Raw genomic sequence first — 26419 nt, 5'->3', positions numbered from 1 at the left:
AAAAGACGATGAGCTTAGACTTAAAATTTACATATACTGAGAAAAAAGATACCCGTTCAGGTTTTGGTGACGGTTTTTTGGAAGTTGGCCGAAAAAACCCAAATGTGGTAGGACTCTGTGCTGATTTGATTGGATCCCTTAAAATGGGTGCATTTCAAAAAGAATTCCCGGATCGCTTTTTCCAAACTGGCATCGCAGAGGCCAATATGATTGGATTGGCTGCGGGTATGACCATTGGAGGAAAAATTCCTTTTGCAGGCACTTTTGCCAACTTCGCAACGGGCCGGGTTTACGATCAAATCCGTCAATCAGTGGCCTATTCAGAAAAAAATATAAAAATCTGTGCTTCCCATGCCGGATTGACCTTGGGAGAAGATGGTGCTACTCACCAGATTCTGGAAGATATCGGCATGATGAAGATGCTTCCAAACATGACTGTGATCAACCCATGTGATTACAATCAAACCAAGGCCGCAACTATCGCAATTGCAGATCATCATGGTCCTGTTTATTTGCGATTTGGAAGACCAAGTTGGCCTATCTTCACTCCTGCGGACCAAAAATTTGAAATTGGGAAAGCCTGGAAAATGATCGATGGAAAGGACGTGACCATTTTTGCAACCGGACATTTGGTTTGGGAAGCGGTGGTGGCTGAGGCCATGCTACGTGAGGAAGGAATTCACGCTGAAGTGATCAATATTCATACGATCAAGCCATTGGATCAGGAAGCTATTTTGGAATCAGTTGCTAAAACCGGTTGTGCTGTTTCCGCTGAAGAGCATCAAATCAACGGAGGCTTGGGGGATAGTATAGCTCAAACTTTGATCCTTCACCATCCTGCCCCATTGGAATATGTGGGAGTTTATGATCAGTTTGGTGAGTCCGGAACCCCAACCCAATTGCTAGAAAAATATGGATTGAATGCAGAAAACATCGTAAAAGCTGCCAAAAGAGCAATTGAAAGAAAGTAAAAGTGAAACAACATCAACTTATAGAAAAACCACAGATTCATTTTCTGTGGTTTTTTCATTTTTAGCAATCATATTTGGATTCAAGTAATTATAAAACTCAAAATCTTGATTTTTCATCTTCCAAATCTCGGAGAAGTTAAACTCGTCCCTGTCCAATCCTCGGACCAAACCAAGATTTACTCCTTAATGAATAAAATCTATAAGGATGCCTATCGCCACATTTGGATAGATGAAGGAGATTGGTATCTGGATTTGATATACTGCCAAAAAACCTTGGATAAAGAGCTAAACCGAGAGCGTTCTCATTATTTTTTTGTAGAGGTTAATGGGGAAATAGCAGGGATTTTCAAATATGATTATCCCTTTTCACCTCGGGAAACCGAGATTCCCAAAGCATTAAAAATCCATAGACTGTACCTTGATTCCAGATACCATGGGACAGGATTAGCCAAGGTCTTAATGGAGCAGGGTGAATCAGTGGCAATAGAAAACGAACTAGAAAATCTTTGGCTGGAAGCTATGGCCTGCCAAGCCCAAGCATTACGGTTTTATGAAAAAATTGGCTATCAAATTGTCCATAGCTATATTTTGCCTTTTGAGAGGGTTTTACCTGAATATCGATTGATTCACATCATGAAAAAGACCTTGCAGAGTGGTATATAATACCTTTCAGTTTTGCCAAAATTTGCCGAATTATAACTATTCAAAATCTTTGATTCGTTGTTCTCTGGATTTTATTTCCGATTTTGGATTAAATCTCAGATTATGAAGAAATTATTCACTTTTGTTTTGGGTATTTTTCTTTCCCAAAGTTTACAAGCACAGAGTACTTTTCATGATTCTACAGCCCTCCTCATTTTAGATAAAGTAAGTGAATATTTTGGGCAGTTGAATTCGGTAAAGTTCAATACTAAGATTTCAGAAGATGTTGCATTTTCTGATAACTTTTTCATCAAGGAGTTTAGAAATGCCGAATTTATTTTTCAGGATAACAATAAAATGGCAGCCAAAATTTCTAACCAAGACAAGGATAAGTTCTTTTTTTATAATGGTCAGCAAGCTGTCTATTTTGCCAAAGAGGATAATTATTTCACGGTAGCTGATGCCCCTGACAATACGCTGGAAATGTTGGATTGGCTCGATCAATCCTTTGGAGTTCATTTATTATTTGCCGATTTCCTTTACCCAGATTTCACCCTATCCCTTGTGGAAAACATGGATTACTTGGAGTTTTTAGGAACTGCCTATCTAGATGGAATAGAATACTATCATATTGGCGGAGCCAATGCTGACTTAAGTTTCCAACTTTGGATTCATCAAGATTTGGAAATGAAACCCAAAAAAGTTGTCCTCACCTATTTTGGCGAACCTTATGCTAGGCAAATGGAAGTGAATTTTGATAATTGGGAAAGCAATGAGATTTATCCTCAGACCATTTTTGAATTTTTACCACCGCCTAATTCTAGACAAATTATCTGGCTCCAAAAAAACCAATAATTCCAACACCTCATGAAGAAGCTCAATCTTTTCATCTTTTTTTCCGCATTTTTGGTCCTTCTCTATGTGCCGGAAGAAGGAATATCTCAGCGAATGGCTGGACGAAAACCAGCTGCCAGACCTGCTGCAAGCCGACCTGCATCAGCTAGACCTACCGCAAGTCGACCGACCTCCACAAGACAAATGACATCCACACCAAGCAGAACAAGGCCTTCAACTTCTTCCCGAAACAGCGATCTAGGTCAAGGAAATACGAGACAAGGTGGATCTTTGAATGGAGGTTCCCAAAGAGCTACCAATTCCAGCCGAGTAGAAAGCAAAGTCGGAAACATAAGTAATGATCGAAGTAATTCAATTAGGACAGGAGACCGAAATTCCAACAATCGAGTAAACGTCGATAAAAGCAGAGGAGACGTCAACATTAACATTGATAATAGTAGAAACACGGTAATCAGGAATCAGAGGAACGTTGCTTATCGCCCCCCTTATCGCCCCTACCCGAGACCTCCTTATATGTGGGGAGGTTTTGGGTTTTCCTGGTATCGGCCCTACTATTATCATCCCTTCACCCCTTTCTATTGGGGACCCGTTTGGCATCCGTGGGGCTTTTTTGTGGCCACTCTTGCTGTCACAGCTATTGTAGTTTCTATCGACAATCAAGACTATCACTACGATGAAGGTGTCTTTTATGTGGAGTCTGATGGAGGCTATGTGGTAGTGGAAGCACCGCAAGGAGCAACGGTGAAAGTCATTCCAAAGGAATCAGAAGTAGTAGAAGTAAGCCCAACAATCAACAATTATTACTACGGTGGAACATTCTACGAACAGAAAGATGGAACTTACACTGTGGTCCCTCCTCCCGCGGGGTCAGTAGTATCTAATTTGCTCGAAGGCGCCGAAGAAGTAAAGGTAGGCGATCAAACCTTTGTGAAATATGGTGATACCTACTATATGCCGGTAGAGGTAGACGGTAAAAACATGTATGAAATTGTGCAGGTAGAAGAGGAAGATTAAATCCACCGATTTACGAAGCCATTTAGAATTTGATTTTTGGGAAAAGGGGTAAAAAATGGTAGCTTCCTTTTTTACTTAACCCTGTAACCTACATGCGCAAATTCCTGTTTGCCATATTTATTTTTTCCAGTTATTGGTCCCAATCCCAAACCATCACAGGTGTTGTTCGAGAAAAAGGAACTGGCTTACCCCTTCCTTACGCAAATGTATTCATCAATAACTCCACCTTTGGCGCAGCAACAAATGAAAAGGGAGAGTTTGAAATCAAAGGAGAAATTCCAGAAGAATTTGAATTAGTTGCTTCCTTCGTTGGATATAAGACATCTAGCATTCTCATTCAGCGAAAAGGAAAACAACTCTATTTTCAGGCTTTTGACTTGGAATTTTTGGAAGACCAACTTTCTGAAGTTGAATTGAAAGCGAAACGGGATAGGTCTTGGGAAAGAAATCTGAAATTATTCACAGACGTTTTTCTGGCAGTTCCAGACGATCCGTATGGAAGAGATATTGAATTGTTAAATCCATGGGTCTTGGAATTCGAGAAAGTCAAACCCGAAAAGGGATTTAATTACACGCAAGCGACAGCTGACTTGCCCCTTAAAATCGTCAACAAGGCAATGGGCTATCAAATTGATTTTTATCTCCAAGACTTCCGAATGCTCCGAAATGCATCACGTTTTTTCGGTCAAGCTTATTACCAAGAATTGGAACCGGAAGACCCCGAAACAGACAGTCTTTGGAAAGTCAACAAGGAATTGAATTACAAAAACTCGGTTCGGCACCTGGCTCTTTCTCTTCTTCTTCGCAATCCCCAAAGCCAAGGTTTTGAATTGTATTTGGTCAAACCGGAAACAGGTTTCCGAGCTAGAACCAATAATTTTTCGGTAGAAGTTGGTGAATCCATTATCCCCTTGGAAATCGACTCCTTGTATTCTAAGCCTTTGGGAAATGGGAGTTACCGAATTTTTCTCCCTGGGAAAATTGAAGTTCATCACCTGAACAAACCCTGGCGAAATGATTATTATTCAGAGATTTATCACGCGATTTCTTGGCTGATTGCTCCCTCAGGCTATTTTGATGTGGATCGAAATGGCACGCTTATTCATCCCGCTCAATTAGTGCTTTCTGGCTATATAGGACGGCAAAGATTAGCAAGGTCATTACCCTTGGACTTTGTGCCAGACGAGAGTTTTGCCGATTTTAAAGAGGAATTGGAAGCCTTGCAAAGTCGTTATTTGAAGCTAGATAAAATGAGGGAAAAACCTTGGCTCACCCTCAATAAACCCTTTTACTATCCTGGAGAGACACTCTGGCTAGGAGGAAAAATGCTTTATCAAAACCCTCCGCTTCAAGACAGCTTAAGTAGGATAATCTATATTGATTTGTTGAATTCCAAACTGGAAACAATTCGTCAGGACAGATTTCCAATTATCGATGGGAGAATTTCAGGAGGAATTGAACTGCCAGACACCTTATCAAAGGGAGATTATCTACTTAGGGCCTATACACGATGGGGATTGAATTTTCTTGAGAAAGATATTATTCAATTGCCTTTTCCGGTCATTTCCACAGAAGAAATATTAGAAAACCCGGTATCCGAAGAGGAGGTCGTTTTCGGGGATATACTTATCAAAAGCAGCTTTAGCTTACAAGACTCCATAAATTATAAACTGCTAGACCTGGAATTATCATTTTTAGATGCCTTTGAAAATCTGGTAGATGCAGAAGTAATCCTATCAGCTACCGAAGGATCAATTCCAGTGGAACTTGACTCAAATTATCGCCTTGAAAATGCCATGGATTGGCTGGATGAGGATTTACCGGAAACATTTGACAGCCAACTTCCCAATTCTATTGACTATGGAATTTCAGTCTATGGTAGGTTTTATCCCTTCAAGAAAAAAGGTCCACTGGCCGAGAAAATAACCTTAGTCCTAGGTGATTTGGAAGATTATGGAAGGGTTAATTCCGATTCCTCGGGAAGATTCTGGGCCACTGGTTTGAACTTTCAAGATTCATCTCAGATTGCCATAGCGGCCCTTGATGAAAAATTAAAACCGCTCGGTAGGATAGAATTAATTCCTTTTAAATCGCCGATTTTTCGAGGTTCTTTTCCCAAACAAAAATATTCCACTCAAAGAGTCCCTGAAGAACAAGAAAGCTTCTTAGACATTAGTGGGGATTACATTCAGTTGGATGAGTTTATAAAAGAAGGTGAAATAAATCTAGAATCTTCTGCTGAACGGAATTACGGCTATGGTGAACCAAATCAAGAAGTGGGGCCTAATGATCTTGAAACCAAAACCATGGCGGAGATTTTGGGTCTTTTGCGCTTCAATATCAACACCCTGAAATTTAGAAATTACACTTTCGGTGAAGCCACAGGTTCACCCCTTTTGATCATTGATGGCAGACAATTTTCATTTTTAGAGCCACAAGCTTTCCGGGAAATTTTGTTAGGTTTTGAACCTTCCCAGCTGAAATCCATCAAGGTGTATAATGATAATATTTCCAATGTAATCTTCGGATTGGCAGGCTATGCAGGAGTCATTATGATTGAAACAAAAAATGGATACCGACGAGAAGCTGAAAGTGAACAAAAGTTCAATCCAGAAAGCTTCCAGATTTTTCCCATCAAAGGATTTTCTACTTTTTCCGAATTCCCCACAAGTCCTCCACAAGATCAATACTTAAGCAAAAAAGCGACGATTTATTGGGATCCCTTAGCTGAAACGGAAGAAGGATCATTGAAAATTAAAATTCCTGTTCCTTATGGAATCAAGAAAATAAATCTGAGAGTTGAGGGAGTTACAGAGGATGGCGAGGCTTTTTACCGAGTTTTAGGTTTTGACATCAATTAGGAAAAAACTCCCTAATTCACTCAATTTAAGCAAGTTTACTAACCCAAATTTGACTTCATCGATAAAAATAAAAATCTTTATTAAGGTTAAATCATGAATTCAATCCAGGTTTTTATTGAAATCATTTTTGCCAATTAAAAAAATTACAAATGAAGACTTTTAGAAAACTTTTCAATCCAGCTTTTGTGGTTTTACTTCTTTTCGGATGCCAAGAAAAGTCAAGCTCTTTTAAAACCTTTCAAGCTGGATTCGGAAATGCACCAATTATTCCATCTTTTATCAATCAAAATTCAGAGGATGAATTGGTAGGCGTTTATTTCATGCCTTCATGGAACACCTCCCCTGACCCCAATGTAGATCGAGACAGTTTTTGGTCCTGCCTTCAGGACCCAAAAAATTGCGCTAGCCTTCAAAATACCGGAATCTGGGGTCCTCGAGGAAGAATTTATAATAGAAGATATCCTTATGAAGGCCCTTATTTGGATCGGAAGCCAATTAAAGAGTTGAAAGGCTTTTACAAGCGAACCGATCCAGAAGTTGCCAGAAAACAACTGCAATACATGAAGGAATATGGGATTGATTTTTTTGCCTATGACTGGTTCTTTGGAAGGCATTATTATTACCATTTATATTTTGGTCCTCAATCAAAAATCTATTATCCTGAGGGATGGAAAATCGATCCCAATCGAGATGGTCGAGTAGCGGTACCAGGTTTGGTGGAATGGGGAGATCAACTTGAAGTTTTGCTTGTAGAAAATGCCAAACTACCCAAGGAAAAGCAGATGAAATTTGCCATTAACTGGTGTGATGATAGTCATGAGCGGTGGATGTTGTGGCTGAAGGTTGGATCTCCTGATGAACTTGCCCGAAAGGCAAATTATCCAGGAGAAAAACCGGATAAAGAACTTTATCTGAAAGTCCATGAAAAAATCACGCAGCTTTGGATAGACCAATACTTTAATCGGGGAGATTATCTGAAGGACAAGGACGGAAGGCCCATTGTCTATTTTTATTTCCCTCAAGATGCTGAATCCAGAGCGGCCTATTATGGTTTGACGCTAAAGGATTTACTTGATCTTTCTCAGGCAACAGCTAAAAAGGCAAAGCTCCCCGGAATTAAATTCATCGCGGTTACAGCCGGTCCCATGCTAGAACGAGAGCGTGCTTATGGCCTTCCCACCCAATGGAAAGCTAAAAATCCAAATCGCCCTTGGGAAGGCGGAAACTATCAAAAGCGACTTCTTTTGCAAGAATATGTACCGAGACTGAAGTCAATGGGATTTGAAGGGATGACAGCTTATGTATACCACAATTTTATGGAAAAAGATAACCGATCCTATGCGGATATGCGGGAAACGTATCGAGGCCATTGGAATATGTGGTCAGAAAAATTCAAGAACGACCCAAGTTTCGAATATCAGGTGCCAGTCGCTATGGGTTGGGATATGCGACCGGCAGGTGGCACTTGGCCTCAGCAAACAGGATTTCCCTCTGAACCCTATAAAGACCGAGTTCACAGCACCAAATCCACTTTTCGGGAAAAGCTTCGCGATGCTGTAGAGGTATCAAGAAAATACCGATCCTCAAATGGAAATACAGTTATGATTTGCTGTTGGAATGAATATTTAGAAGGCAACTACATTGAGCCTACTGAAGGTCATGGATTTGATTATTTAGAAGCCATACAGGAAGTTTTTGGGAAATAAGAGAGCAGGTTAAATAAACATAAGAAGCTTATTTTAGCTCCACCTGTTCTACCTCCATATCTTCCTGATTGCGGATGGCTTCATATTTTTGAATCATTTCCTGTAGCTTCTCAGGATTAGAGTTAGCGAGGTTGTTTTGCTGTCCAATATCCTCCTTGAGATTGTAAAGTTGATAGTCGGAGGAATTCCCCATTTCGATATTTACATTTCCCAATACCTCGGGTCCCGGATATGGAGGAATCATTACCCAATCTCCCTGTCGAAAAGCTGTTCTGCTCGTAGCCTCCAAAACAAACTCAGATCGTCCTTCCTGACTTTTTCCCAAAAAGGTATTAAGTAGATTTTGGCTGTCATTAGATGGAACAGTCGCTCCCACTAATGCACCTATAGAGGCCATCAAATCAATCTGAGTCACCAAAGCATCCGAAACTTGTGGTTGAATTGTTCCTTTCCAAAATACAGCAAAAGGCACTCGGGTGCCTGCCTCAAATAAACTGTACTTCCCTCCTCTCAAAGGTCCCCATGGAGTATGGTCACCCAGCTTTTCAACTGCATCATCATAATAGCCATCATTGATGACTGGACCATTGTCGCTACTGAAAATTATCAGGGTATTTTCTAGAATTCCAGCTTCTTCCAACGTTTTTAAAAACTCTCCTATTACCCAATCTGCTTCCAAAATCACATCACCTCTAGGTCCCATCCCTGATTTCCCCACAAACCGAGGATGTGGGGTTCGGGGTACATGCGGTTGCTGCATGGCATAATACAGGAAAAAGGGTTTGGATGAACTTGAATTTTCATTCACAAAGGTCCTAGCTTTTTCAAGAAAATGATCAGCCATATCCTCATCACTCCATTTTGCCGCATCCCCACCTTTCATGAAACCAATTCGAGGAATTCCATTGACAATGCTGTTATTATGACCATGATGCCATTTCATTTCTAGCATTTCTGGATTAGAAAGAGCAGTAGGCTCACCGGGGAAATTCTCCTGATAATTCACTTCGATTGGATCCTTTGGATCCAGCCCTACTACTCTCCCATTTTCGATATAAACCGTAGGAACGCGGTCTTGCGTAGCAGCTAAAATATACGAGTAATCAAAGCCAACCTGATTGGGTCCCGGCTTGATTTCCTGATTCCAATCTACATTCCCTAAGCCCAATCCTAAATGCCATTTTCCCACAATCCCTGTGCTGTAGCCGTTTTCCTGAAGCATTTTTGGAAGAGTATATTGCGCCGTATCGATCAATAAGGGAGCTGTTCCTGGAAGAATTTTAGCATTTTCATTTCGCCAAGGATAGACACCCGTCAGCAATGCATAGCGACTTGGAGTACAAGTAGCAGAGGAAGCATAGCCATTGGTAAAGCGGATTCCTTCATTGAAAAGTTGATCCATATTTGGAGTATTCAGAGTCCCCGCTTGATAAGCACTGACATCTCCATATCCCAAGTCATCCATGTAGATGATAACAATATTCGGTTTTTTGGCCTCGGTTTGATTTTTTACATCATCAGAATTGGATTGACAAGAAAATTGGAGAAGCAAACCCATTAGGGAAATGAGTAGTTGGATATGCGGTTTTTTCATAAGAAAATTAGATAAAGCGAATACGGGATACGATTACCAATCAATTTGCCGAAAAAGGAAAAGAATAGCTAATCCCTTTATTTTTTCATGAACCAAGAGCTTCTAGGTAAAGCAATTGAAGCAAATTAGAAACCCAAGATTGCTAACTACATGATCGGTTAGCGATGAAGGAATTTTTCCCCTATTTTTAATCAAAGCCAAATCAATTGAGCATGAAAAAACTTATTACTTTCTTCCTTGCCGGAGGTTTGATTTTCTCCGCTTGGGGACAAGGAACCCAGCTACTTAGGCAACCAAGTCTCAGTCAAAATGAGATTGTGTTTGTCTATGCAAACGATCTTTGGAAAGTCTCCCGAAACGGCGGTCAAGCAATCCGTCTTACTTCCAATGAAGGCGAGGAAAGCCTTCCCCATTTTTCTCCCGATGGAAAACACATTGCCTTTACAGGCGAATATGATGGCAATGTGGATGTCTATGTGATTCCATCTGAAGGTGGCGAACCACAACGGCTAACATGGCATCCTGGAAATGACCTAGTTACCGGATGGTCGGCCGATGGAAGCAAAGTCATCTTCTCATCTGGAAGAGAAAGTCATCCTACGCAGGAGTCGAAGTTTTATGAAATTCCCGTCACTGGAGGAATGCCTCAAGCCTTGGTAATTCCGCGGGCTGTAAATGGAGAAATATCTCCTGACGGTTCCCATATCGCCTATCAACAAATTTCTTTTTGGGACCCTGAATGGCGAAACCATCGGGGTGGACAGGCAAAGCCCATATGGATAGTAGACTTGAAAAGTCTTGACTTAAACATGACTCCTCAATTAGACGGAGAGCGACATACCGATCCGGTATGGTTGGGAAATAAGGTGTATTACATTTCCGAGAGGGATTATTTAGCTAACCTTTGGTCATTTGACCCGGCTACCGGACAGGAAAAACAAGAAACTTTTCTCAAAGATTTCGATATCAAAACCATAGATGCCGGACCGGACGCCATTGTATTGGAACAAGGAGGTTACCTCCATTTGTATAATCCTTCTGATGGATCGCTAAAGCAAGTTCCCATTGAAGTAAAAGGAGACTTCTTCTGGGCCAGAGAGCGGTGGGTGGATGTTTCTGCCAATCAGCTCCAAAATCCTCAATTAGCTCCAAATGGCAATCGGGCTGTGTTTGAATTTAGAGGTGAAATCATCACCATTCCCAAAGAAAATGGCGCTGGAAGAAATATCACCAATTCCTCTGCTTCAGCTGAACGCGCACCCGCTTGGTCTCCAGACGGAGAAAAAATCGCTTATTTCTCGGATGAAAGTGGAGAATATCAGTTGGTGATTTCCGATCAAACCGGTACCAAAATCGAAAAAACCATTGCCATTCCTGATCCTAGTTTCTTCTTCAAACCCGAATGGTCTCCTGATGGAAATCATCTCGCATTTACGGATACCGATTACAATATATGGGTAGTGAACGTGGAAAGTGGTAGCGCTAAAATCGTCGAAACAGATCGCTATGCTCATCCGAATCGGAGTATGAATCCAGTTTGGTCTCCTGACGGAAAATGGATTGCATATTCCCGATTAATGGATAATCAGTATAAATCCATTTTCATTTATCAGGTAGAAACAGGAGAAAAAATCCAAGTAACCGATGCCTTGGCAGATGCTATTTCTCCCGCTTGGGATGATAGCGGTAAGTATCTCTATTTCTTGGCAAGCACGGATTTCGGCCTGAATACAGGTTGGCTAGATATGAGCAGCTATGATAGACCGATTACTCGCAGCCTTTATTTGACCATTTTGAATGAAAATGACAAATCACCGCTCTTACCTCAAAGTGATGAGGGAACGAACATGTCTGGAGAGGACAAGAAGTCTGAAGAGAACAAGATGGTTCAAGTCACAGCTTCTGGAATCATGGATCGAATAATTGCTGTGGATATTCCTGCAAGAAATTATACGGGTTTAGCTCCGGGGCCTGAAGGAACGGTCTTCTTCATGGAGAGCATTCCAAACGAAGGAACTGCTTTGAAAAAGTATGATTTCAAAAAAAGGAAGGCCGATGATTTTCTTTCTCGGGTCAATGAGGTAGTTGTTTCAAAAGATCGAAAATCACTCCTCTATCGAAGCGGTTCTACTTGGGGAATTGTGGACACCAATGGAGGATCTAAGAAGCCTGGGGATGGTGCTTTAAAAGCGATTTCTTCCATGAAAGTGAAGATTAATCCTCAAGAAGAATGGCAGCAAATCTATAGGGAGGGCTGGCGCTATCAGCGGGACTTTTTGTATGTCGACAATGTACATGGAGCTCCGTGGGATGAGATTTATGAATGGTACAAGCCTTGGGTAGCACATGTCAGACATCGAACAGACATGAATTACATCATTGATATTCTTGGTGGAGAAGTTGCCGTCGGACACTCCTATACTCGGGGAGGAGACTTTCCAGATATCGAGCGAGTTCCTATTGGCTTATTGGGTGCCGATTTTGAAGTAGTGAATGGAAATTTTAGAATCAAAAAAATCTATACAGGAGAATCCTGGAATCCAAACCTAAGAGCACCACTCTCCCATCCCAGCAATCAAGCAAAAGTTGGAGAGTATATCGTGGCAATCAATGGTAAAGAAATACAACCCAATACCAACCTATATCAATATTTGGAAGGAACTGCCAATCAGTACACCACCATTCACTTGAACAGTAAACCTGGAATGGACGGAGCTCGGATGATTGCTACACTTCCTGTGACAAATGAAAACCAATTACGTTTGATGGGTTGGGTGGAAGGAAATAGAAGAAAAGTAGATGAACTTTCCGGTGGAAAGTTAGCCTATGTCTACCTTCCAAACACAGGTCAACCAGGCTATACTTTCTTCAACCGATATTACTTTGCACAGCAGGACAAGAAAGGTGCTGTTATTGACGAACGAAATAATGGAGGAGGTTCTGCAGCTGATTACATGGTTGATATCATGGCCAGAGAATTACATGGCTATTTCAATTCTAGGGCAAATGACCATAAGCCTTTCACCACTCCTATGTCTGGAATTTGGGGTCCTAAGGTCATGTTGATCAATGGCCGCGCAGGTTCCGGAGGGGACTTACTTCCCTACCTATTCAATAAAATGAAAATAGGACCTTTGATTGGTACGAAAACCTGGGGAGGATTAGTAGGTACCTGGGACACCCCTCCTTTTGTGGACGGAGGTCGAATGGTAGCTCCTAGAGGCGGATTCTATGATATTAATGGTGAGTGGGCAGTGGAAGGAGTTGGTATCTCTCCGGATATTCCTGTAGAGCAAACCCCAGCTGAGGTAGTTGCCGGAAAAGATCCCCAATTGGAACGAGCGGTAAAAGAAGCCTTGGAGCTTTTGAAAACCGAAGGAGTGGAACTCAAACCTGAACCTGCTGCTCCGATCAGATACTTTAGACCTAAAAAGGATAATTAAGAATTAGATTATAAAAAAACCTGCCAGGAATAAAACTGTGGCAGGTTTTTTTATTTAAATGTATACATCCAAGGATGTAACAAAAAGGCCAATAAAGTGCATTAAATCATCCAAATTCAAGTTTTTTGAACAAATGCTTTCTGTTAATTCAATCTCATTTTATTAACTTCCATTTCAATTTTAATCTAACTCTTATGAAATCTAAATTATTCTTACTCGCAATCGTTGGTCTATTTTTCTTTTCTTTTCAGGCTGAAGCACAAGTCAAACTCCCAAAAATGGATCTTTCTTCACAGGTTTTAGACATTCTGGATAATACCAAGGGCTTGGGATTAAACTCTGATCAAGAATCGAAACTCAAAACAAACAATAAAAGCTTTGTGGACGAATTGATGAAAATCACAGGCGGCTCAGGTTCTGATGATGATAAGAAAGCAAGCATCCTGGGATTAAAGGATAAGCGAACCAAGTTCTTGATGGATTTACTAGGAAATGACCTGGTGAAAAAATACACAGGTCAAATCTTGAAAGGGATCAATCCTCTCAAATCCAAGCTGGGTTTAGCAGCATTGGCATTCTGATTTAAAAAAAATCTTACCGAAAGTAAGATTCAATAGCCAAGTTTCTTCTCAATTCAAATCCTAAGTGATTTGAGCTAAAGAGGCAGCTTGGCTTTTTATTTGGACAAAAGAGATTTTATGAAACACATAGAAAAATAGTGAGTATTGAATAAATCCAGGAATTTATGTATCCAGGACTATTCAAATAAAAGAAGCCCCGGCCTATTATGAAATAGTTGAAAATTTTACTTGGACCCCTTGAGAATCACATCGACCACATAGGTTCAGGAATCTCTCTTGAAAACTAGTTCTTATTCTCCTTTTCGGCCTTTTTCTGTTCTTTTTCTAACTTTTTAAAATACTTTCTAAACAGGAAATTGGAGCGCAGTGCCTCCATATTAATATTGAAATTCTCCGAACTATTTTCCAAATTGATTAATGTTTGCATCAGCGTAGCTCGGAACAATGAATCTTCCAGAATCAAGCCTGCGGTCCCTTCACCCCGCTGAACCTCTTCCAAAATCTGATTCAAATTTTTCATCAGTTCTTTCGCTTCCAAGGTAGTTTCTTCCATTTGGCTTAGGGTGCGCTCAAAGTTTTGAGTCATCACAGAATCCGAAATGAGTGAAGCTGCCAAACCATCTCCACTTTGAAGATTCTCCAATAACTCTTTTCCAGCTTGGGCCATTTGGGTTGCTTGATTTCCAGCTTGTGTAAAGGAACGAATCGTACCTTTGAGCTCTTGAACAAGCGTTGTGTCAGAAATCATTTCCCAGAGATTTTCATTTTGATTCAACTTTTCTGAAATCTCTGCCAAATTCATCAAGGTCGTTTCTAGATAATCGCCGGAAGAGTTCAGCTGCTTGAGCATATCTTCGGAGGAAACCTGATCCAATGGATAAAGCACATCCCCCTCCTGAATAGGAGGTGCCAATTCATCTTGTGGGTGGATTTCAATTATCTTATTCCCAATCAATCCGTCCGTATTAATCGTGGTCTTGGAATTATTGGGAATATAAGGAGCCATCGATTTATTTATCAGTAGTCTTATTCGGATTACTTGTTCATCCAGAAATTCAATATCACTTACTGTCCCTACGGTCATTCCTTTATACCGCACATTGTTCCCTGTCAATAAACCATTTACATCATATAGCTCCACATATACACCCATGGCAGTCCCCCAGATATTCTGATTTTTGCCGATCATATATAATGAAAACACCAGGAACATCAGCCCAGCGAGTACCAAGGCTCCTAGTTTGGCATTTGATATTTGTTTCTCGTTTTTCATAACCCTTCAAAGAAATCCCGGACTTTGGGATCCGTGTTTTTTAATAAATCCTCAAAACTTCCCTCCGCATAATTCTTTCCATCAATCAACATGATGACTCGGTTTCCCGTCATTCTTATACAGTTCATATCATGCGAAATAATGATAGCAGCCGTATTGTATTTTTTTTGAATGTTATTCATCAATTCGCTGATTTCCCGACCAGTAATCGGATCCAATCCCGTAGTAGGCTCATCATACAAAATCACCTTTGGCTTAAGAATCAACGTCCTCGCTAAGGCAATCCGTTTTCGCATTCCTCCTGATAATTCCACCGGCATCATATCAATGGTATGGGAAAGCCCCACATCTTCCAAAGCTTCTTTAACCGCAGATTCTGCTTTTTCTTCCCGCTCTTCTTTGGTCCAATGCCTACGCAGTGGAAACTCTAGATTTTGACGGACTGTCATCGAATCATACAGGGCATTACTTTGAAACAAAAACCCCACATCTGCCCGCAACAAATCCATTTCGTCCTGATCCAACAAACTGATATCTTGATCCAAAATGAATATTTTCCCAGAATCAGGTTCGATCAAACGAATTATACACTTTATTAAAACCGACTTTCCAGATCCTGACTTACCCAGAATCACCAAATTCTCCCCCTCAAATAAGGAAAGAGAAAAATCCCGCAACACATGGTTTTCGCCAAAGGACTTGTTCAATTCATCTACCTGTATGATGGGTTTGGACGTTTCCATGGCTTAAGTCAAACCTAGTACATCCGCAATCTGCACCGCTATCAAATCCAAAATGAAGACCAAAAGCGAGGCTACAATTACTGCAGTAGTGGCTGATCTTCCCACTCCTTCTGTTCCTTTTTGGGAATTATATCCTTTGTAGCAACCCACAATTCCGATCGCAAAGCCAAAGAAAATGGTCTTGATCATGGATGGGATAAAGTCTCCATAGATCAGGGCATTAAAGGCTTGGTACCAATACAAGGACCAACTCACATCTCCTTTCAAATTGGTGCCCAAATAGCCCCCATACAAAGAAATGGCAATAGCTATGCTCGAAAGAATAGGAACCATCACGGTAGAAGCCAAAACCCGCGTCACCACCAGGTATTTGTAAGGATTGGTACCGGAAACTTCCATTGCGTCAATTTGCTCAGTTACACGCATGGACCCAAGTTCAGCCCCGATTCCAGAACCAATTTTTCCCGCACAAATCAAAGCCGTTATCACAGGAGCGATTTCCCGAACCAAGGAAACCGATACCATGGATGGCAACAAGGCTTCGGCCCCAAATTCAACCAAAGTCGGTCGGGACTGAATGGTCAGGACGAGGCCCATTATAAAGGCCGTAATCCCCACCAGGGTCAAACTCTTGTAGCCGATCCAATAGCATTGATTGATAAACTCTTCCCATTCCTGCTTGGGCTTACTAACCTCCTTAAAAAACCGAGCCGTAAACCGGGCAATTTTCCCGACTTCCTGAAAGAAAGGATTGTTTATTTTATCCAGTAGCGCCATACGAATTTCTCTTATTCTAATTTCCTCATCTTCTACAGAAATTCGATAGAAGAAACTCAAGTAAAAAGATGATAATTATCAGCTTATTATTAAAAATGTAATCGACTTTTTCTTAGCTGAAATTTTCAATTTGATTTGAAAGGTTCGTGTGCCTTAGAAACAATAAATTAGGCCAGGAGCTGAATTTTTATCCTGAATATTTTGCGTCTATCCTGTATTTTCAGAATTTTATAGAAATTTAAAAATGAAATTACCATTTTTTATTTCGTAAACGTATAATCAATCAAACTAATCTTAAAGAAACCTCAATTTACCATGAAAAAACTAGCACTCTTTTCTGCCTTTGGCTTCGCTCTTATTCTTTTTTTGCAAGCTATGCCAAAAAACGACTCCCCTCTTCAACCTGAAATCAGTGATGAAGCAGCACAAATCCCTGAAAATGTGATGGCTGTAGTCCAGCAAAAATGCTATGGTTGCCACAATGCCGAATCCAAAAATGAAAAAGGAAAGGAAAAATTGGACTGGGATGAACTGAATGCAGCCAAGAAAAGTAAAGCCCTGGCAACCATGAAAAAGATCACTGAAGTTTTAGAAGGGGATGAAATGCCGCCGGAAAAATTCTTGGAGCGTAAGCCTGAAGGAAAATTAACTGATGAAGAAAAAGCAACCCTATTAGCTTGGAGTTCCGGTAAGAAAAAATAAAATCCATGTCAAAACTTTGGAAATATGTTGGGATTGGGCTTTTGATAGTTTTAATCGCTATTCAGCTCGTTCCCAACGAATTACCATCCGTAAAATCTGAAAATCCAGCGGATATTCATGAAAGTCCCTGGATGGAAGAGGAAATTTCCATCGTCATCAAGAAAGCCTGTTATGATTGCCATAGCAATCAAACCAACTACCCATGGTATTCCCATGTTGCTCCTTTTTCTTGGTTGGTGGCAAAGGATATTCGCGAAGGGCGGGAGGAACTTAATTTCTCTGAATGGGAAAATTACGACCCCCTAGACCAATTGGCTATTTTGGATGATATCTACGGGGAAGTTGAGGAAGAAGAAATGCCACTTCCTATTTACACTTGGGTACATTGGGATGCAAAATTAGAAGATTCCGAACGAAAAGCCTTGATGGAATGGGCGGAAAGAACCATGGATAAGATTGCAGAGACGATTGAATAGTTTTATTTGGTCAACGGTCCACGGTTGACGGTCCATGGTTAGAAGACCATGGTCCATAGTCGATAGTCGATGGTAAATAGACTGTGGTCTGTGGACAGTCGACTGTTGACAAAAAATACAAAGCCTACTCCCCCAACTTCAAAATTCTTCTTGCTCCCTGCACGACCAAGACAAAAACAATCGTACCGATTACCAAATCCGGTTTATTGGAATCCAGCCAATGCACCAGCAAACCAGCAGCAATGACTCCCAGATTGATAATCACATCATTTGAGGTGAAAATCATACTGGCTTTCATATGAACCTCATCTTTGCTCTTAGATTTCTGCAAAAGGTAAAGGCAATATCCATTCGCTAAAAAAGAGAAAAAGGAGATGATAATCATGGTGGTGAAATTCGGAAGTTGATCTACCAAGAAAAATCTCCTCAATACCTCCAAGAATCCAAATACAGCCAAAAAGATCTGGAAATAGCCAGCAATTTTGGCAATCTTTTTCTTCCGAATTAAGGTTCCTCCTACAGCATACAAACTGATCCCATACACAAAAGAGTCTGCTAGCATATCCAAGCTATCTGCTGTCAAACCCATGGATTTCGAAATGAACCCCGTGATGATTTCTATTAGGAAAAAACCAAAATTGATGACTAAAACCGTCCAAAGTAGTTTGCGCTGCCGGGCATTCTTTTGAAAATCCTGATGAGCAATCTCCTCGGTAGAAACCAACTCTCCACCTAGTTTCAAATCCAAAATTGCTTTTTCAATGGAATCCAATTTCCCTTCATGAAAAACAGTCAGTGTTCTTTTCGGAATATCAAAATCCAAATTCTTGATGCCCTCTATTCCATCCAGTTTCATTTGGATCAAATTCTCCTCGGAAGGACAATCCATCTGGGAAATATGGAATACACTTTTTTCCATTAAAAACAGGGATTAACTCTATAGGTTTGATTGTAATGCTAAAGTAGCTAGAGCAGGCATGAAGAACCAAGATATTCGAAAAATAAAGAAAAAAGCTCCCAAATTCTTGGAAGCTAAAATATAGGTTTTATAATCTAGCGAGTACGAAAAAGCTTTTTAACTTTGCTTACAAAAGAAGGCTTTTTGGATTTGATTTTCTTCTTTTTAGTCTCCAAATCATCCCCGTAATAATTATACATGTACTTGTTGTTTTGAGAGTACAAGTAGGTATTTCCGTATCCGTAGTTGTAACCTTCATAATGGTATCCGGAATTGATAATACCATTGAAAACCCCATACACATTGGAAACCTGCTTGTTATTGAACAAGTCATTAATCATTACTAAATGATCTTTGACGGTATAATTCTGCCGAACAACATACAAATTGATATCGAACAAACGCATCAAATCAATGGTCTCTGATACCAATCCCATGGGAGGTGTATCGAAAATCACCACATCAAACTCGGATTCCAAGTAGGCTAGGAAATCTTTTAGCCTCTGGGTTTGTAACAATTCGGCAGGATTAGGGGGAATAACTCCTGAAGGAACAAAGTACAGATTTTCATGCTCAGTCGGAATCACAATATCCTTGGCTTCCACTTTCCCAATCAAATAGGAAGAAAGCCCAACTTTATCAGAATGATTAAAGTATTGAGCCAATTTGGGTCTACGTAAGTCACCCCCTACTACCACGGTTTTCTTAGATCCCAAGGCCATAGCAGAAGCTAAATTCAAGGAAGTGAAGGTCTTACCCTCACCGGAAACAGAGGAGGTAACCAAAATCTTCTTGGTGTTTTTTCCACTTGCCAAATAAGTAATCGCAGATCTCAAGGAACGGAAGGATTCGGCAACTGCCGACTTTGGATGCTCCAATACCACCTTATTGGTACCTTTGGTTGAAAATCCAATAATACCCAACTGAGGAATCATGAAGTGCTTCTTCAAATCCCGCTGATCTTTGATACTATCGTCAAAAATATCCCGCATCACTATAAAGCCAAAGGGAATTAAAAAGCCCATCACAATAGCTAAAGCATAGTTTTGCTGCTTCTTAGGAAAGACCAATGTCCCTTGCTTTGCGGTATCCAAAATGGCATTATCAGATACGTTTGAAGCCCTTGCAATTCCGGCTTCTGCTCGTTTTTCGAGCAAATAGGTATAAAGAGATTCTCGCAATTTAAACTCTCTAAAGATCCCTGTGTACTGAGATTCAGATTCAGGAAGCGTTGCAAACTCCGCATCATAGCTGGCAATTTCTCGCTGAATGCTTCGCTGTTGCTTCTTCGTATTTTCAATTAGGTTAACCACATTCTCGAAAAGTGCATCCTGGACTTTTTCCATTTGCACATCGATCTTGATTACCTCAGGATGGTTTTCATTGACCGTAGCCAGTAACTTTCTTCGGTCTTGTGAAAGAGTCACTAAGGTTTGTATCAAACCATTCAATAAGGGGTCTGGAACACCGATTACAGATGGAGCAATCACATCAGAAAAATCCTTACTCTTCTGCTCCATGTAACGTTTGATTTCCTCAAAATAAGCCAGCTGATAATCCAATTCAGCATTTTGCTCATCTAGGGAATTCATTTTGCTCAGGATATTGGAAAACTCTGCTGAGACATCCAATAACTTATTTTCAACCTTAAACTCCTGAAGTTCTCTTTCTTTTTGCTTCAACGAATCCTCCAAATAGCCTAACTGCTCTTCGATAAAGGCGATAGTGTTTTCCTGAATTTTATTTTTCTCATTCAGGTCATAGTCGATGTAGGATTCCATCAAGGCATTGATATAATCCCTTCCTTTTTCCACTACTTTAGTGGTAGTAGTAAGAGTTAAAACGGAGCTGTATTGGTTTTCTAAAGAGACATTTACTGATCGAGCCAAGCGATCCTCCAAAGCTGAGGGGCTGATGAATTTAAAAATAACGATGTCACCAACCCTTCCCGAATTAACCAAATGCACCGTAAACTTGGAACGAGCGGTCTCTACCTCCTGACCAAATGTATAAGTCTTGTTAAACACATTTTCATCTCCAGCAGCTTGAGCAGGATTAAAATCCAAAACACTCCCTTCCGGAGGCATCAACTTGAAGTTTTCATCAGAGAGAATTACCAATTCTACAGGAGTGTCTGTAACCTGCAGGTGATTCCAATCTACATCGATTCGGATGGGAGATCGATCATACAATTCAATATCTTTGATATTAGTCTTTGCATAATACTCTACATCAAAGTGCAATTTCTTTAAAGCCTCACGAGCCAAATTTTTGGAACGAAGCCGGAGGATATCATTTTCAAGGTTGATTCCCGAGTTAAAAATATTGGATCGGTCCAGGATTCTAGCTTCAGGAGAAGTATTTGTTTTAATTACCAAAGAACCCCGAACCTCATATTCCTCCACAGTATATCGATGGAACAAAAAGACCCCAATTAGAAAAATTATAATGAAAAGGGCATACCAAGGCCAAAAGCGAGCATATTTCGCTACGACATAGCGAATCTCTAATGCTTTTTCTTCATTATCTAATTGGCTGAGATCTAACTTCTCCATGGTACTTAATTCCCTGTTACTAAGTTAATGATTAACAAAGTAGATGCCAGCAATCCCGCAAAAAGTGCCAGGGAGGCAGTTAAGTTATCTGCCGTCCCGATTTGACGGATTTTCATCGGTTCCATATACAAAATATCATTGGGTTGAATGAAATAAAAAGGACTAGCTAACAAGGCTCTGTCATTCAAATTAATCTGATGAATTTTTACTCCACCATCGTATTGACGGATGATAAATAGTTTGTTCTTCTTCCCTAACAAAGTCGTCTCACCTGAATTGGCTAAGGCATCAAAAATGGTAGCCCGGTTTTTATAGATAATCTGAACTCCCACATTATTAAACTCTCCTAATGTCGTATAGCGAATTCCCGCTATTCGGAGTTTGACATAGACATCTTCCTTAAAAAACTTATTGATTTCAGTTTCTACCTTCTCTTTGGCCTCCTCCTCAGTCAAGCCGGCAATTTTAATTTTTCCCAATTTAGGGACTTCCACCATTCCATCTTTATCGATGGAGTAGCCCATAAAGTAAAGCGGATCAGAACCTTGTCCACCCCCACCTCCTGTACCTCCACGGATGCCCCCCATATTTCGGCTATTCTGATAAGAAAAAGCTTCGGTTAGCTCTTCATCGGAAGATGCAAAATCGATTTCCACCATATCATAGGGCTGGAGAATATATTCGTAATCCACCTCTGCGAAAGGAATAAACTCATTCAATTCATAGGAGGTGCTATCTGATAAATTTTGAAGGTAGGTAATTCGTTTATTGCTAATGCAGCTGGTACCCAAAAGCAATAAAAAAAGAAAATAAAGTGAGATTTTTCTCATACACATAAAATGCAAAAGCTTCTCAAATATAGATAATTTGTTGGGGTGAAGAAGTAGAAAAAAGGAAAATACGAAGTAGGATTTACGAAGTACGATTTACGAAGTACGAAATACGAGGGGGATTGATGAAAGAATGAGGAATTTTGAATGTAGAATGAGGATTGAGGAATGTTGAATGATTTAAAAGTGAAATCAAGAAGAGAGGGTAGTACTAAGTACGATTTACGAAGGAGGAGGTGGATTTATGGTCCAGATGGGAATTTAGACCTTCAGGGCAAATTGTTATTTCTGACGGGTTAAATATCGAATTTAGAATAATGAATGATGAACATCGAAGTTACTAAATAGACCTCACGAAGAAAAAGACTACTTCTGAGTCAAATTTCAATAGCCCTGCCTACAGCAGACAGGCCAATGTTAAAACCGTGAGTATCTATGACACATATCCTTACCTAGCGCTGGCGAAGGATTTTTAGTTTTAAAACAAAAAATTAATGCAAGCAAGATAGAAATGAGGTTTTAGGGATATTTAGGAATTGAAAATTTCCAAAGTAGAATAGTGAATATTTTAGATTTTCGAGTAGGCTCCAGAGGAGCCTAAGTTTGGTAAACCGGGTGCAAAAAGCCTCCCCCACCAAGCGCTGGCGCAGAATCTAGGAGATGGAAATGAAAAATTAATGCCAGCAAGATGGAAACGAAGTTTTAAGAACAAGAAAGATTTGTTAATTCCCGTTTGTGGAGACCTGTCTGACTTCAGGGAGACACAAACTAGGGAAAAAGAAAATTATTTCACCCTTTCAGGGCTCTTTTATTAGTTGGAAGATTTTCCTCCGGCTACACCGGAGGAGATGAATGACGGCAACCCTTCGGGTCTTTTGCTTGAAATTCAAAAATGCACGGAGAGCGTAATCTATCCTGGACACGGGCGAAACCCGTGGAATAAGAACTACATAATTTTAAAGCCCTGAAAGAGTGATATTTTAGAATATTCTTGAAAATCTTTAATTCAAGATGCAACTGAGCAAAGAGAAAAATTCGTGAGTGAAGACACTTACAATCGCAAAAATTATTCCTTCAAAAGCCCACGGTTTTAACCGTGGGATTCAGGGCAAAACCTTCCCCCACCAAGCGCTGGCGTAAAATCTGAAGATTAGAAATGAGTAATTAGTGCCAGCAAGATGGAAATAGATTTTAAGAGACAATATGAATTGAAAATCCTCAATGTTGAATAAAAATATTTTAGATTTTGAGTAGGCTCCAGAGGAGCCCAAGTTTTGTAGTCCTGGTGAAAAAAACCTCCCCCACCAAGCGCTGGCGCAGAATCTGAAGATTGGAAATGAGTAATTAGTGCCAGCAAGATGGAAATGAAAATTCGGGATTTATAAAGTTTTTAAATATCGAAAGTAGAATGATGAATGACGAATATCGAAGTTTTTTCCATTCACGAGCAGGGTGTGTTCCTTTAGGATTACAATCTCAAATAACACCAAAAAGAAACTCCTAGCCGATTTAAGCAAAGTATCCTATTTTTAGAAGATGTTAATTCGAAAAGGAACCGAGGAAGATATTCCCCAAATCATCCAACTTCTTAAAGAATCCTTGGGGGAAAGCCTTATGCCGAAATCAGAGGCATTTTGGAGGTGGAAACATGAACAAAATCCCTTCGGAAAATCTCCTGTATTATTAGCAGAGGATGAGAGAAAACTGGTCGGTATTCGAACCTTTTTACGTTGGGAGTTTCAAGATCAAAATCAAACAATCCTTTCTGGACGTGCTGTGGACACTGCCATCCATCCTGCTTACCAAGGAAAAGGCCTTTTCACCCAACTCACTCTCAAACTTCTTGAAGAATTACAAAATGAAGGAGTGCAATTCATCTTCAATACCCCAAACGAAAAAAGCCTTCCCGGTTACCTAAAAATGGGTTGGCAAACCTGGGGCAAACTTCCCCTTAAAATCAAGCTAAAAGTTCCCCGAAAATCCAAAGAACCCCTCCCCCCTTCCGATTGGTCTCAAGTAGCCTTATTGATTAAAAAAATCGAAAGTGAATACCCCATTCAATCAGGTATTCATACAAGGTTAGTTCCTGGCTACCTAAACTGGCGATATATGTCCTGCCCAATTACAGACTATCAGTATTTAAGTGATGGAGATACTTTTTTGTTGATTTACCGACTAAAAGATGGTAAAAAAGGAAAGGAACTTCGGATTACAGATTTATATACTTTGCCGAATTTCAAGAAGCAAGAACTCCAAAAACAGTTCAAAGAATTAAGCAAAAAAAGTGGAGCCGTTTGGATTAGTTTCTCAGGCTTAACCTATGATTCTGAAATTCTCAATTTAGGATCCGTTCCTATTTTAACACAAGGCCCGCTTGTTACCCTCCGGAAACTTCAAGATAGGTTCGATCCTAGATTTTTGGATTGGAAATGGAGTTTGGGGGATTTGGAGTTGTTTTGAATTAGTTAGGAAATACGGTTGAAATATGCCTGCGGCGAAATATGCTTCACTTCGATCAGCGAAATAAACCTTGCAATCGTGAAATACAGCTTCGCAGAAATATACTTCGCTACGCTCAGTTAAATATAGCTTTGATGAGATACGCCTGCGGCGAGATAGGCTCCCTTTGGTCGCTAGATATGCCTTCGGCAAAATATGCCCTCCTTCGTCGAGCGAGATAGTTTGGCCTATTTTAAAGACTCGTTTTATAATAAAGGATATGACTAATCTAAAGTAATCAAGGCCCCAGCGGGGTCTAAGCTTGGTAACCCTGGGTAAGGACTTCGACGAAGGAGAAGGATGCAGCCCAGGGAAAAGCCAGCACATCTCCCATCGCTGGCCCGCGATCCTTGAAAGGAAAGGAGAAGTTAGTGCCAGCAAGAGGAACACGATATGTAAATCTTCGAGGTCTTTTTAACTTCGTTTATTTTATTCTCAAGGCACCTTTCCTTAGGTTTGCATCCAAACAGTAGGCACATTGACCCCAAAGATCAAAATACTCCACCTAATTAAATCTCTTGGCCGGGGTGGAGCTGAAAAATTGATTCCTGAAACTGCTTTGGTTCATGACCAAAGTCGCTTTGAATTTCACTGCCTTTACTTTTATCATCAAAAAGAAAATATCGTAGACGAACTGGAAAGAGCCGGTATTCAAGTTCATCTTATCCCTTCTGGAAACCTGGGCCTATTTTTTCAAGTTTCTAAGGTCAAAAAATTCATTCTAGAAAATGGATTCCAAATCATCCATGCCCATCTTCCCTGGGCAGGTATCCTAGCCCGTGCGGTGGGAAGACAAGTAGATATTCCTATCGTCTACACCGAACACAATACCTGGGATCGCTACAATAAGGTTTCCTATTGGGGTAATCGACTAACTTTCAAAAAGCAGGATGTCGCTATTGCCGTATCCAATGAGGTAGCCTTATCCATGCAATTGAACTCTATTTGGGATCCTTATAAAAGAGGGGAAAAGCCCAAAATTCAGGTTGTTCAAAATGGGGTGAATACGGAAGTGTTTAGAAGAATTGAACAAAGTACAATGTACAATGTACAAAGTACTGAGAACCAAGAAAAAATTCTTAAGTATCAAGAAGCAAGTAGCAAGACATTAGATATTAGAAAGAAGGGATTGGAGATTAGGGATTTGGAGGTTTACAGTGAAGTAAATAAAGAAATAGACCGTCCTGAGCTTAATTCACCTATTGATCTAAAATCAAAATTAAAAATCCCAAAAGAGGCGAAAGTAATTGGGAAGGTAGCCGTCTTTCGGTCGCAAAAGCGGCTTTGGTTATGGGTGGAGCTGGCTCTACGAATTTTGAAAAAAAGAAAGGATGTACATTTTCTCCTGGTGGGTGATGGAGAGTGGAGAGGAAGATTGGAAAAGCAAATCTCAGCATCTGGAAAATCAGCACATTTCCATCTCGTAGGAGTTCAAAAAGAGGTAGTCCCCTACCTCAACATTATGGATATTTACCTCAGCAGCTCGGAATTCGAAGGGCTTCCTATCGCGATGCTGGAGGCAATGGCCTGTGAGGTTCCTGTTGTAGCTACCCGAGCTGGTGGAATTGGAGAGGTTATCCAACATGGAGTGCAAGGGTACTTATCTGGCATAGATGACTGGGAAGAATTGGAAGAGTATTGCCTAAAAATCCTGAATGATGATCAATTGCATGAGAAACTAGCAAAGGCAGCCAGATCTCAAGTAGAGCAGAATTTTAGTATGAAGCGGATGGTGGGTGATTTGGAAAAGATCTATTTACAGGTGTTAAAAAATAAATCTATCTAGGAAGAAAGCTTATTAAGTTTGGCAAAAACTAAAAAACACATTTCTACTTACTTAAATCCTCCTTTTGAAATAATATCGAACCTTTAATAAATCATCTTATTCCTTGCTGATTTCTACTGTACTTTTGGCATAGCCCAAAAGTACCAAAAGGCC

Annotated in this window: 19 protein-coding genes; 12 read left to right on the top strand and 7 right to left on the bottom strand. The window is 40.3% G+C overall.

Annotation, left to right across the window (positions count from 1 at the left end):
• Nucleotides 1–8: 8 nt before the first annotated feature.
• The 6 genes from E4S40_RS01130 to E4S40_RS01105 all read left to right on the top strand — a co-directional run bounded on the left by E4S40_RS01130 (nucleotide 9) and on the right by E4S40_RS01105 (nucleotide 8049).
• Nucleotides 9–971: a transketolase family protein gene (locus E4S40_RS01130; RefSeq protein ID WP_135069618.1), complete on the top strand. Its 963-nt coding sequence runs from the start codon at nucleotides 9–11 to the stop codon at nucleotides 969–971.
• Nucleotides 972–1157: 186 nt separating this feature from the next.
• Nucleotides 1158–1634 carry a GNAT family N-acetyltransferase gene (locus E4S40_RS01125; RefSeq protein ID WP_135069615.1) on the top strand — a complete coding sequence of 159 codons (477 nt, stop codon included), beginning with the start codon at nucleotides 1158–1160 and terminating at the stop codon, nucleotides 1632–1634.
• Between the two features lie 102 nt (nucleotides 1635–1736).
• Nucleotides 1737–2468, top strand: a complete 732-nt coding sequence (locus E4S40_RS01120; protein WP_135069612.1) for a DUF2092 domain-containing protein — start codon at nucleotides 1737–1739, stop codon at nucleotides 2466–2468.
• 12 nt (nucleotides 2469–2480) lie between these two features.
• Complete coding sequence (locus tag E4S40_RS01115; RefSeq protein WP_135069609.1) at nucleotides 2481–3482, top strand: DUF6515 family protein; 1002 nt, start codon at nucleotides 2481–2483, stop codon at nucleotides 3480–3482.
• Between the two features lie 92 nt (nucleotides 3483–3574).
• Nucleotides 3575–6343 carry a carboxypeptidase-like regulatory domain-containing protein gene (locus tag E4S40_RS01110; RefSeq protein ID WP_135069606.1) on the top strand — a complete coding sequence of 923 codons (2769 nt, stop codon included), beginning with the start codon at nucleotides 3575–3577 and terminating at the stop codon, nucleotides 6341–6343.
• Nucleotides 6344–6492: 149 nt separating this feature from the next.
• Entirely contained in the window at nucleotides 6493–8049 is a 1557-nt protein-coding gene (locus E4S40_RS01105) for a glycoside hydrolase family 99-like domain-containing protein (protein WP_135069603.1), read from the top strand.
• A 28-nt stretch (nucleotides 8050–8077) separates the two neighbouring features.
• Here the strand turns inward: E4S40_RS01105 and E4S40_RS01100 are convergent, their stop codons facing one another.
• Complete coding sequence (locus tag E4S40_RS01100) at nucleotides 8078–9643, bottom strand: sulfatase family protein (RefSeq protein ID WP_135069600.1); 1566 nt, start codon at nucleotides 9641–9643, stop codon at nucleotides 8078–8080.
• A 212-nt stretch (nucleotides 9644–9855) separates the two neighbouring features.
• Here E4S40_RS01100 and E4S40_RS01095 point away from each other — a divergent pair, with 212 nt between their 5' ends.
• Nucleotides 9856–13086 carry a S41 family peptidase gene (locus E4S40_RS01095; RefSeq protein WP_135069597.1) on the top strand — a complete coding sequence of 1077 codons (3231 nt, stop codon included), beginning with the start codon at nucleotides 9856–9858 and terminating at the stop codon, nucleotides 13084–13086.
• A 194-nt stretch (nucleotides 13087–13280) separates the two neighbouring features.
• A complete protein-coding gene (locus tag E4S40_RS01090; protein ID WP_135069594.1) occupies nucleotides 13281–13667 on the top strand; it encodes a hypothetical protein in 387 nt (128 codons plus the stop codon).
• Between the two features lie 283 nt (nucleotides 13668–13950).
• Here the strand turns inward: E4S40_RS01090 and E4S40_RS01085 are convergent, their stop codons facing one another.
• The 3 genes from E4S40_RS01085 to E4S40_RS01075 are packed head-to-tail and all read right to left on the bottom strand — an operon-like array spanning nucleotide 13951 to nucleotide 16460.
• Complete coding sequence (locus E4S40_RS01085) at nucleotides 13951–14940, bottom strand: MlaD family protein (protein ID WP_135069591.1); 990 nt, start codon at nucleotides 14938–14940, stop codon at nucleotides 13951–13953.
• On the bottom strand, nucleotides 14937–15683 hold the full coding sequence (locus tag E4S40_RS01080; protein WP_135069588.1) for an ABC transporter ATP-binding protein: 747 nt from the start codon (nucleotides 15681–15683) through the stop codon (nucleotides 14937–14939). Before E4S40_RS01080 ends, E4S40_RS01085 begins: the two co-directional genes overlap by 4 nt.
• A 3-nt stretch (nucleotides 15684–15686) precedes the next feature.
• Nucleotides 15687–16460 carry an MlaE family ABC transporter permease gene (locus E4S40_RS01075; protein WP_135071475.1) on the bottom strand — a complete coding sequence of 258 codons (774 nt, stop codon included), beginning with the start codon at nucleotides 16458–16460 and terminating at the stop codon, nucleotides 15687–15689.
• Nucleotides 16461–16775: 315 nt separating this feature from the next.
• Between E4S40_RS01075 and E4S40_RS01070 the strand changes: the two genes are divergently transcribed.
• The gene (locus E4S40_RS01070; protein WP_135069585.1) at nucleotides 16776–17162 is read left to right on the top strand and encodes a heme-binding domain-containing protein; all 387 of its coding nucleotides are present in this window, start codon (nucleotides 16776–16778) and stop codon (nucleotides 17160–17162) included.
• 5 nt (nucleotides 17163–17167) lie between these two features.
• Nucleotides 17168–17638: a heme-binding domain-containing protein gene (locus tag E4S40_RS01065; protein WP_135069582.1), complete on the top strand. Its 471-nt coding sequence runs from the start codon at nucleotides 17168–17170 to the stop codon at nucleotides 17636–17638.
• 124 nt (nucleotides 17639–17762) lie between these two features.
• Here the strand turns inward: E4S40_RS01065 and E4S40_RS01060 are convergent, their stop codons facing one another.
• The 3 genes from E4S40_RS01060 to E4S40_RS01050 all read right to left on the bottom strand — a co-directional run bounded on the left by E4S40_RS01060 (nucleotide 17763) and on the right by E4S40_RS01050 (nucleotide 21981).
• Nucleotides 17763–18557 (bottom strand): cation transporter, encoded by a 795-nt coding sequence (locus E4S40_RS01060; protein ID WP_135069579.1) that lies wholly within the window; start codon nucleotides 18555–18557, stop codon nucleotides 17763–17765.
• Nucleotides 18558–18691: 134 nt separating this feature from the next.
• Nucleotides 18692–21151 (bottom strand): GumC family protein, encoded by a 2460-nt coding sequence (locus tag E4S40_RS01055; protein ID WP_135069576.1) that lies wholly within the window; start codon nucleotides 21149–21151, stop codon nucleotides 18692–18694.
• A 5-nt stretch (nucleotides 21152–21156) separates the two neighbouring features.
• Nucleotides 21157–21981 (bottom strand): polysaccharide biosynthesis/export family protein, encoded by an 825-nt coding sequence (locus E4S40_RS01050; protein WP_135069572.1) that lies wholly within the window; start codon nucleotides 21979–21981, stop codon nucleotides 21157–21159.
• Between the two features lie 1536 nt (nucleotides 21982–23517).
• On the opposite strand from E4S40_RS01050, the gene E4S40_RS01045 reads away from it, so the two are divergent.
• Together E4S40_RS01045 and E4S40_RS01040 are read left to right on the top strand one after the other, a co-directional pair.
• A complete protein-coding gene (locus tag E4S40_RS01045) occupies nucleotides 23518–24441 on the top strand; it encodes a GNAT family N-acetyltransferase (RefSeq protein WP_135069569.1) in 924 nt (307 codons plus the stop codon).
• A 517-nt stretch (nucleotides 24442–24958) separates the two neighbouring features.
• The gene (locus tag E4S40_RS01040) at nucleotides 24959–26266 is read left to right on the top strand and encodes a glycosyltransferase (protein WP_237563099.1); all 1308 of its coding nucleotides are present in this window, start codon (nucleotides 24959–24961) and stop codon (nucleotides 26264–26266) included.
• The last annotated feature ends 153 nt before the right edge of the window (nucleotides 26267–26419 follow it).

The sequence above is a fragment of the Algoriphagus kandeliae genome, assembly GCF_004571135.1.
GTDB classification, from domain to species: Bacteria; Bacteroidota; Bacteroidia; order Cytophagales; family Cyclobacteriaceae; genus Algoriphagus; species Algoriphagus kandeliae.
The sequence above is the reverse complement of the archived record's forward strand: the minus strand, read 5'-3'. Positions and strand labels throughout refer to the sequence as shown.

Bases quoted from the DNA above. Each gene is read 5' to 3' on its own strand.
- E4S40_RS01130 (WP_135069618.1), top strand. From the start codon at position 9: ATGAGCTTAGACTTAAAATTTACATATACTGAGAAAAAAGATACCCGT.
- E4S40_RS01125 (WP_135069615.1), top strand. From the start codon at position 1,158: ATGAATAAAATCTATAAGGATGCCTATCGCCACATTTGGATAGATGAA.
- E4S40_RS01120 (WP_135069612.1), top strand. From the start codon at position 1,737: ATGAAGAAATTATTCACTTTTGTTTTGGGTATTTTTCTTTCCCAAAGT.
- E4S40_RS01115 (WP_135069609.1), top strand. From the start codon at position 2,481: ATGAAGAAGCTCAATCTTTTCATCTTTTTTTCCGCATTTTTGGTCCTT.
- E4S40_RS01110 (WP_135069606.1), top strand. From the start codon at position 3,575: ATGCGCAAATTCCTGTTTGCCATATTTATTTTTTCCAGTTATTGGTCC.
- E4S40_RS01105 (WP_135069603.1), top strand. From the start codon at position 6,493: ATGAAGACTTTTAGAAAACTTTTCAATCCAGCTTTTGTGGTTTTACTT.
- E4S40_RS01100 (WP_135069600.1), bottom strand. From the start codon at position 9,643: ATGAAAAAACCGCATATCCAACTACTCATTTCCCTAATGGGTTTGCTT.
- E4S40_RS01095 (WP_135069597.1), top strand. From the start codon at position 9,856: ATGAAAAAACTTATTACTTTCTTCCTTGCCGGAGGTTTGATTTTCTCC.
- E4S40_RS01090 (WP_135069594.1), top strand. From the start codon at position 13,281: ATGAAATCTAAATTATTCTTACTCGCAATCGTTGGTCTATTTTTCTTT.
- E4S40_RS01085 (WP_135069591.1), bottom strand. From the start codon at position 14,940: ATGAAAAACGAGAAACAAATATCAAATGCCAAACTAGGAGCCTTGGTA.
- E4S40_RS01080 (WP_135069588.1), bottom strand. From the start codon at position 15,683: ATGGAAACGTCCAAACCCATCATACAGGTAGATGAATTGAACAAGTCC.
- E4S40_RS01075 (WP_135071475.1), bottom strand. From the start codon at position 16,460: ATGGCGCTACTGGATAAAATAAACAATCCTTTCTTTCAGGAAGTCGGG.
- E4S40_RS01070 (WP_135069585.1), top strand. From the start codon at position 16,776: ATGAAAAAACTAGCACTCTTTTCTGCCTTTGGCTTCGCTCTTATTCTT.
- E4S40_RS01065 (WP_135069582.1), top strand. From the start codon at position 17,168: ATGTCAAAACTTTGGAAATATGTTGGGATTGGGCTTTTGATAGTTTTA.
- E4S40_RS01060 (WP_135069579.1), bottom strand. From the start codon at position 18,557: ATGGAAAAAAGTGTATTCCATATTTCCCAGATGGATTGTCCTTCCGAG.
- E4S40_RS01055 (WP_135069576.1), bottom strand. From the start codon at position 21,151: ATGGAGAAGTTAGATCTCAGCCAATTAGATAATGAAGAAAAAGCATTA.
- E4S40_RS01050 (WP_135069572.1), bottom strand. From the start codon at position 21,981: ATGAGAAAAATCTCACTTTATTTTCTTTTTTTATTGCTTTTGGGTACC.
- E4S40_RS01045 (WP_135069569.1), top strand. From the start codon at position 23,518: ATGTTAATTCGAAAAGGAACCGAGGAAGATATTCCCCAAATCATCCAA.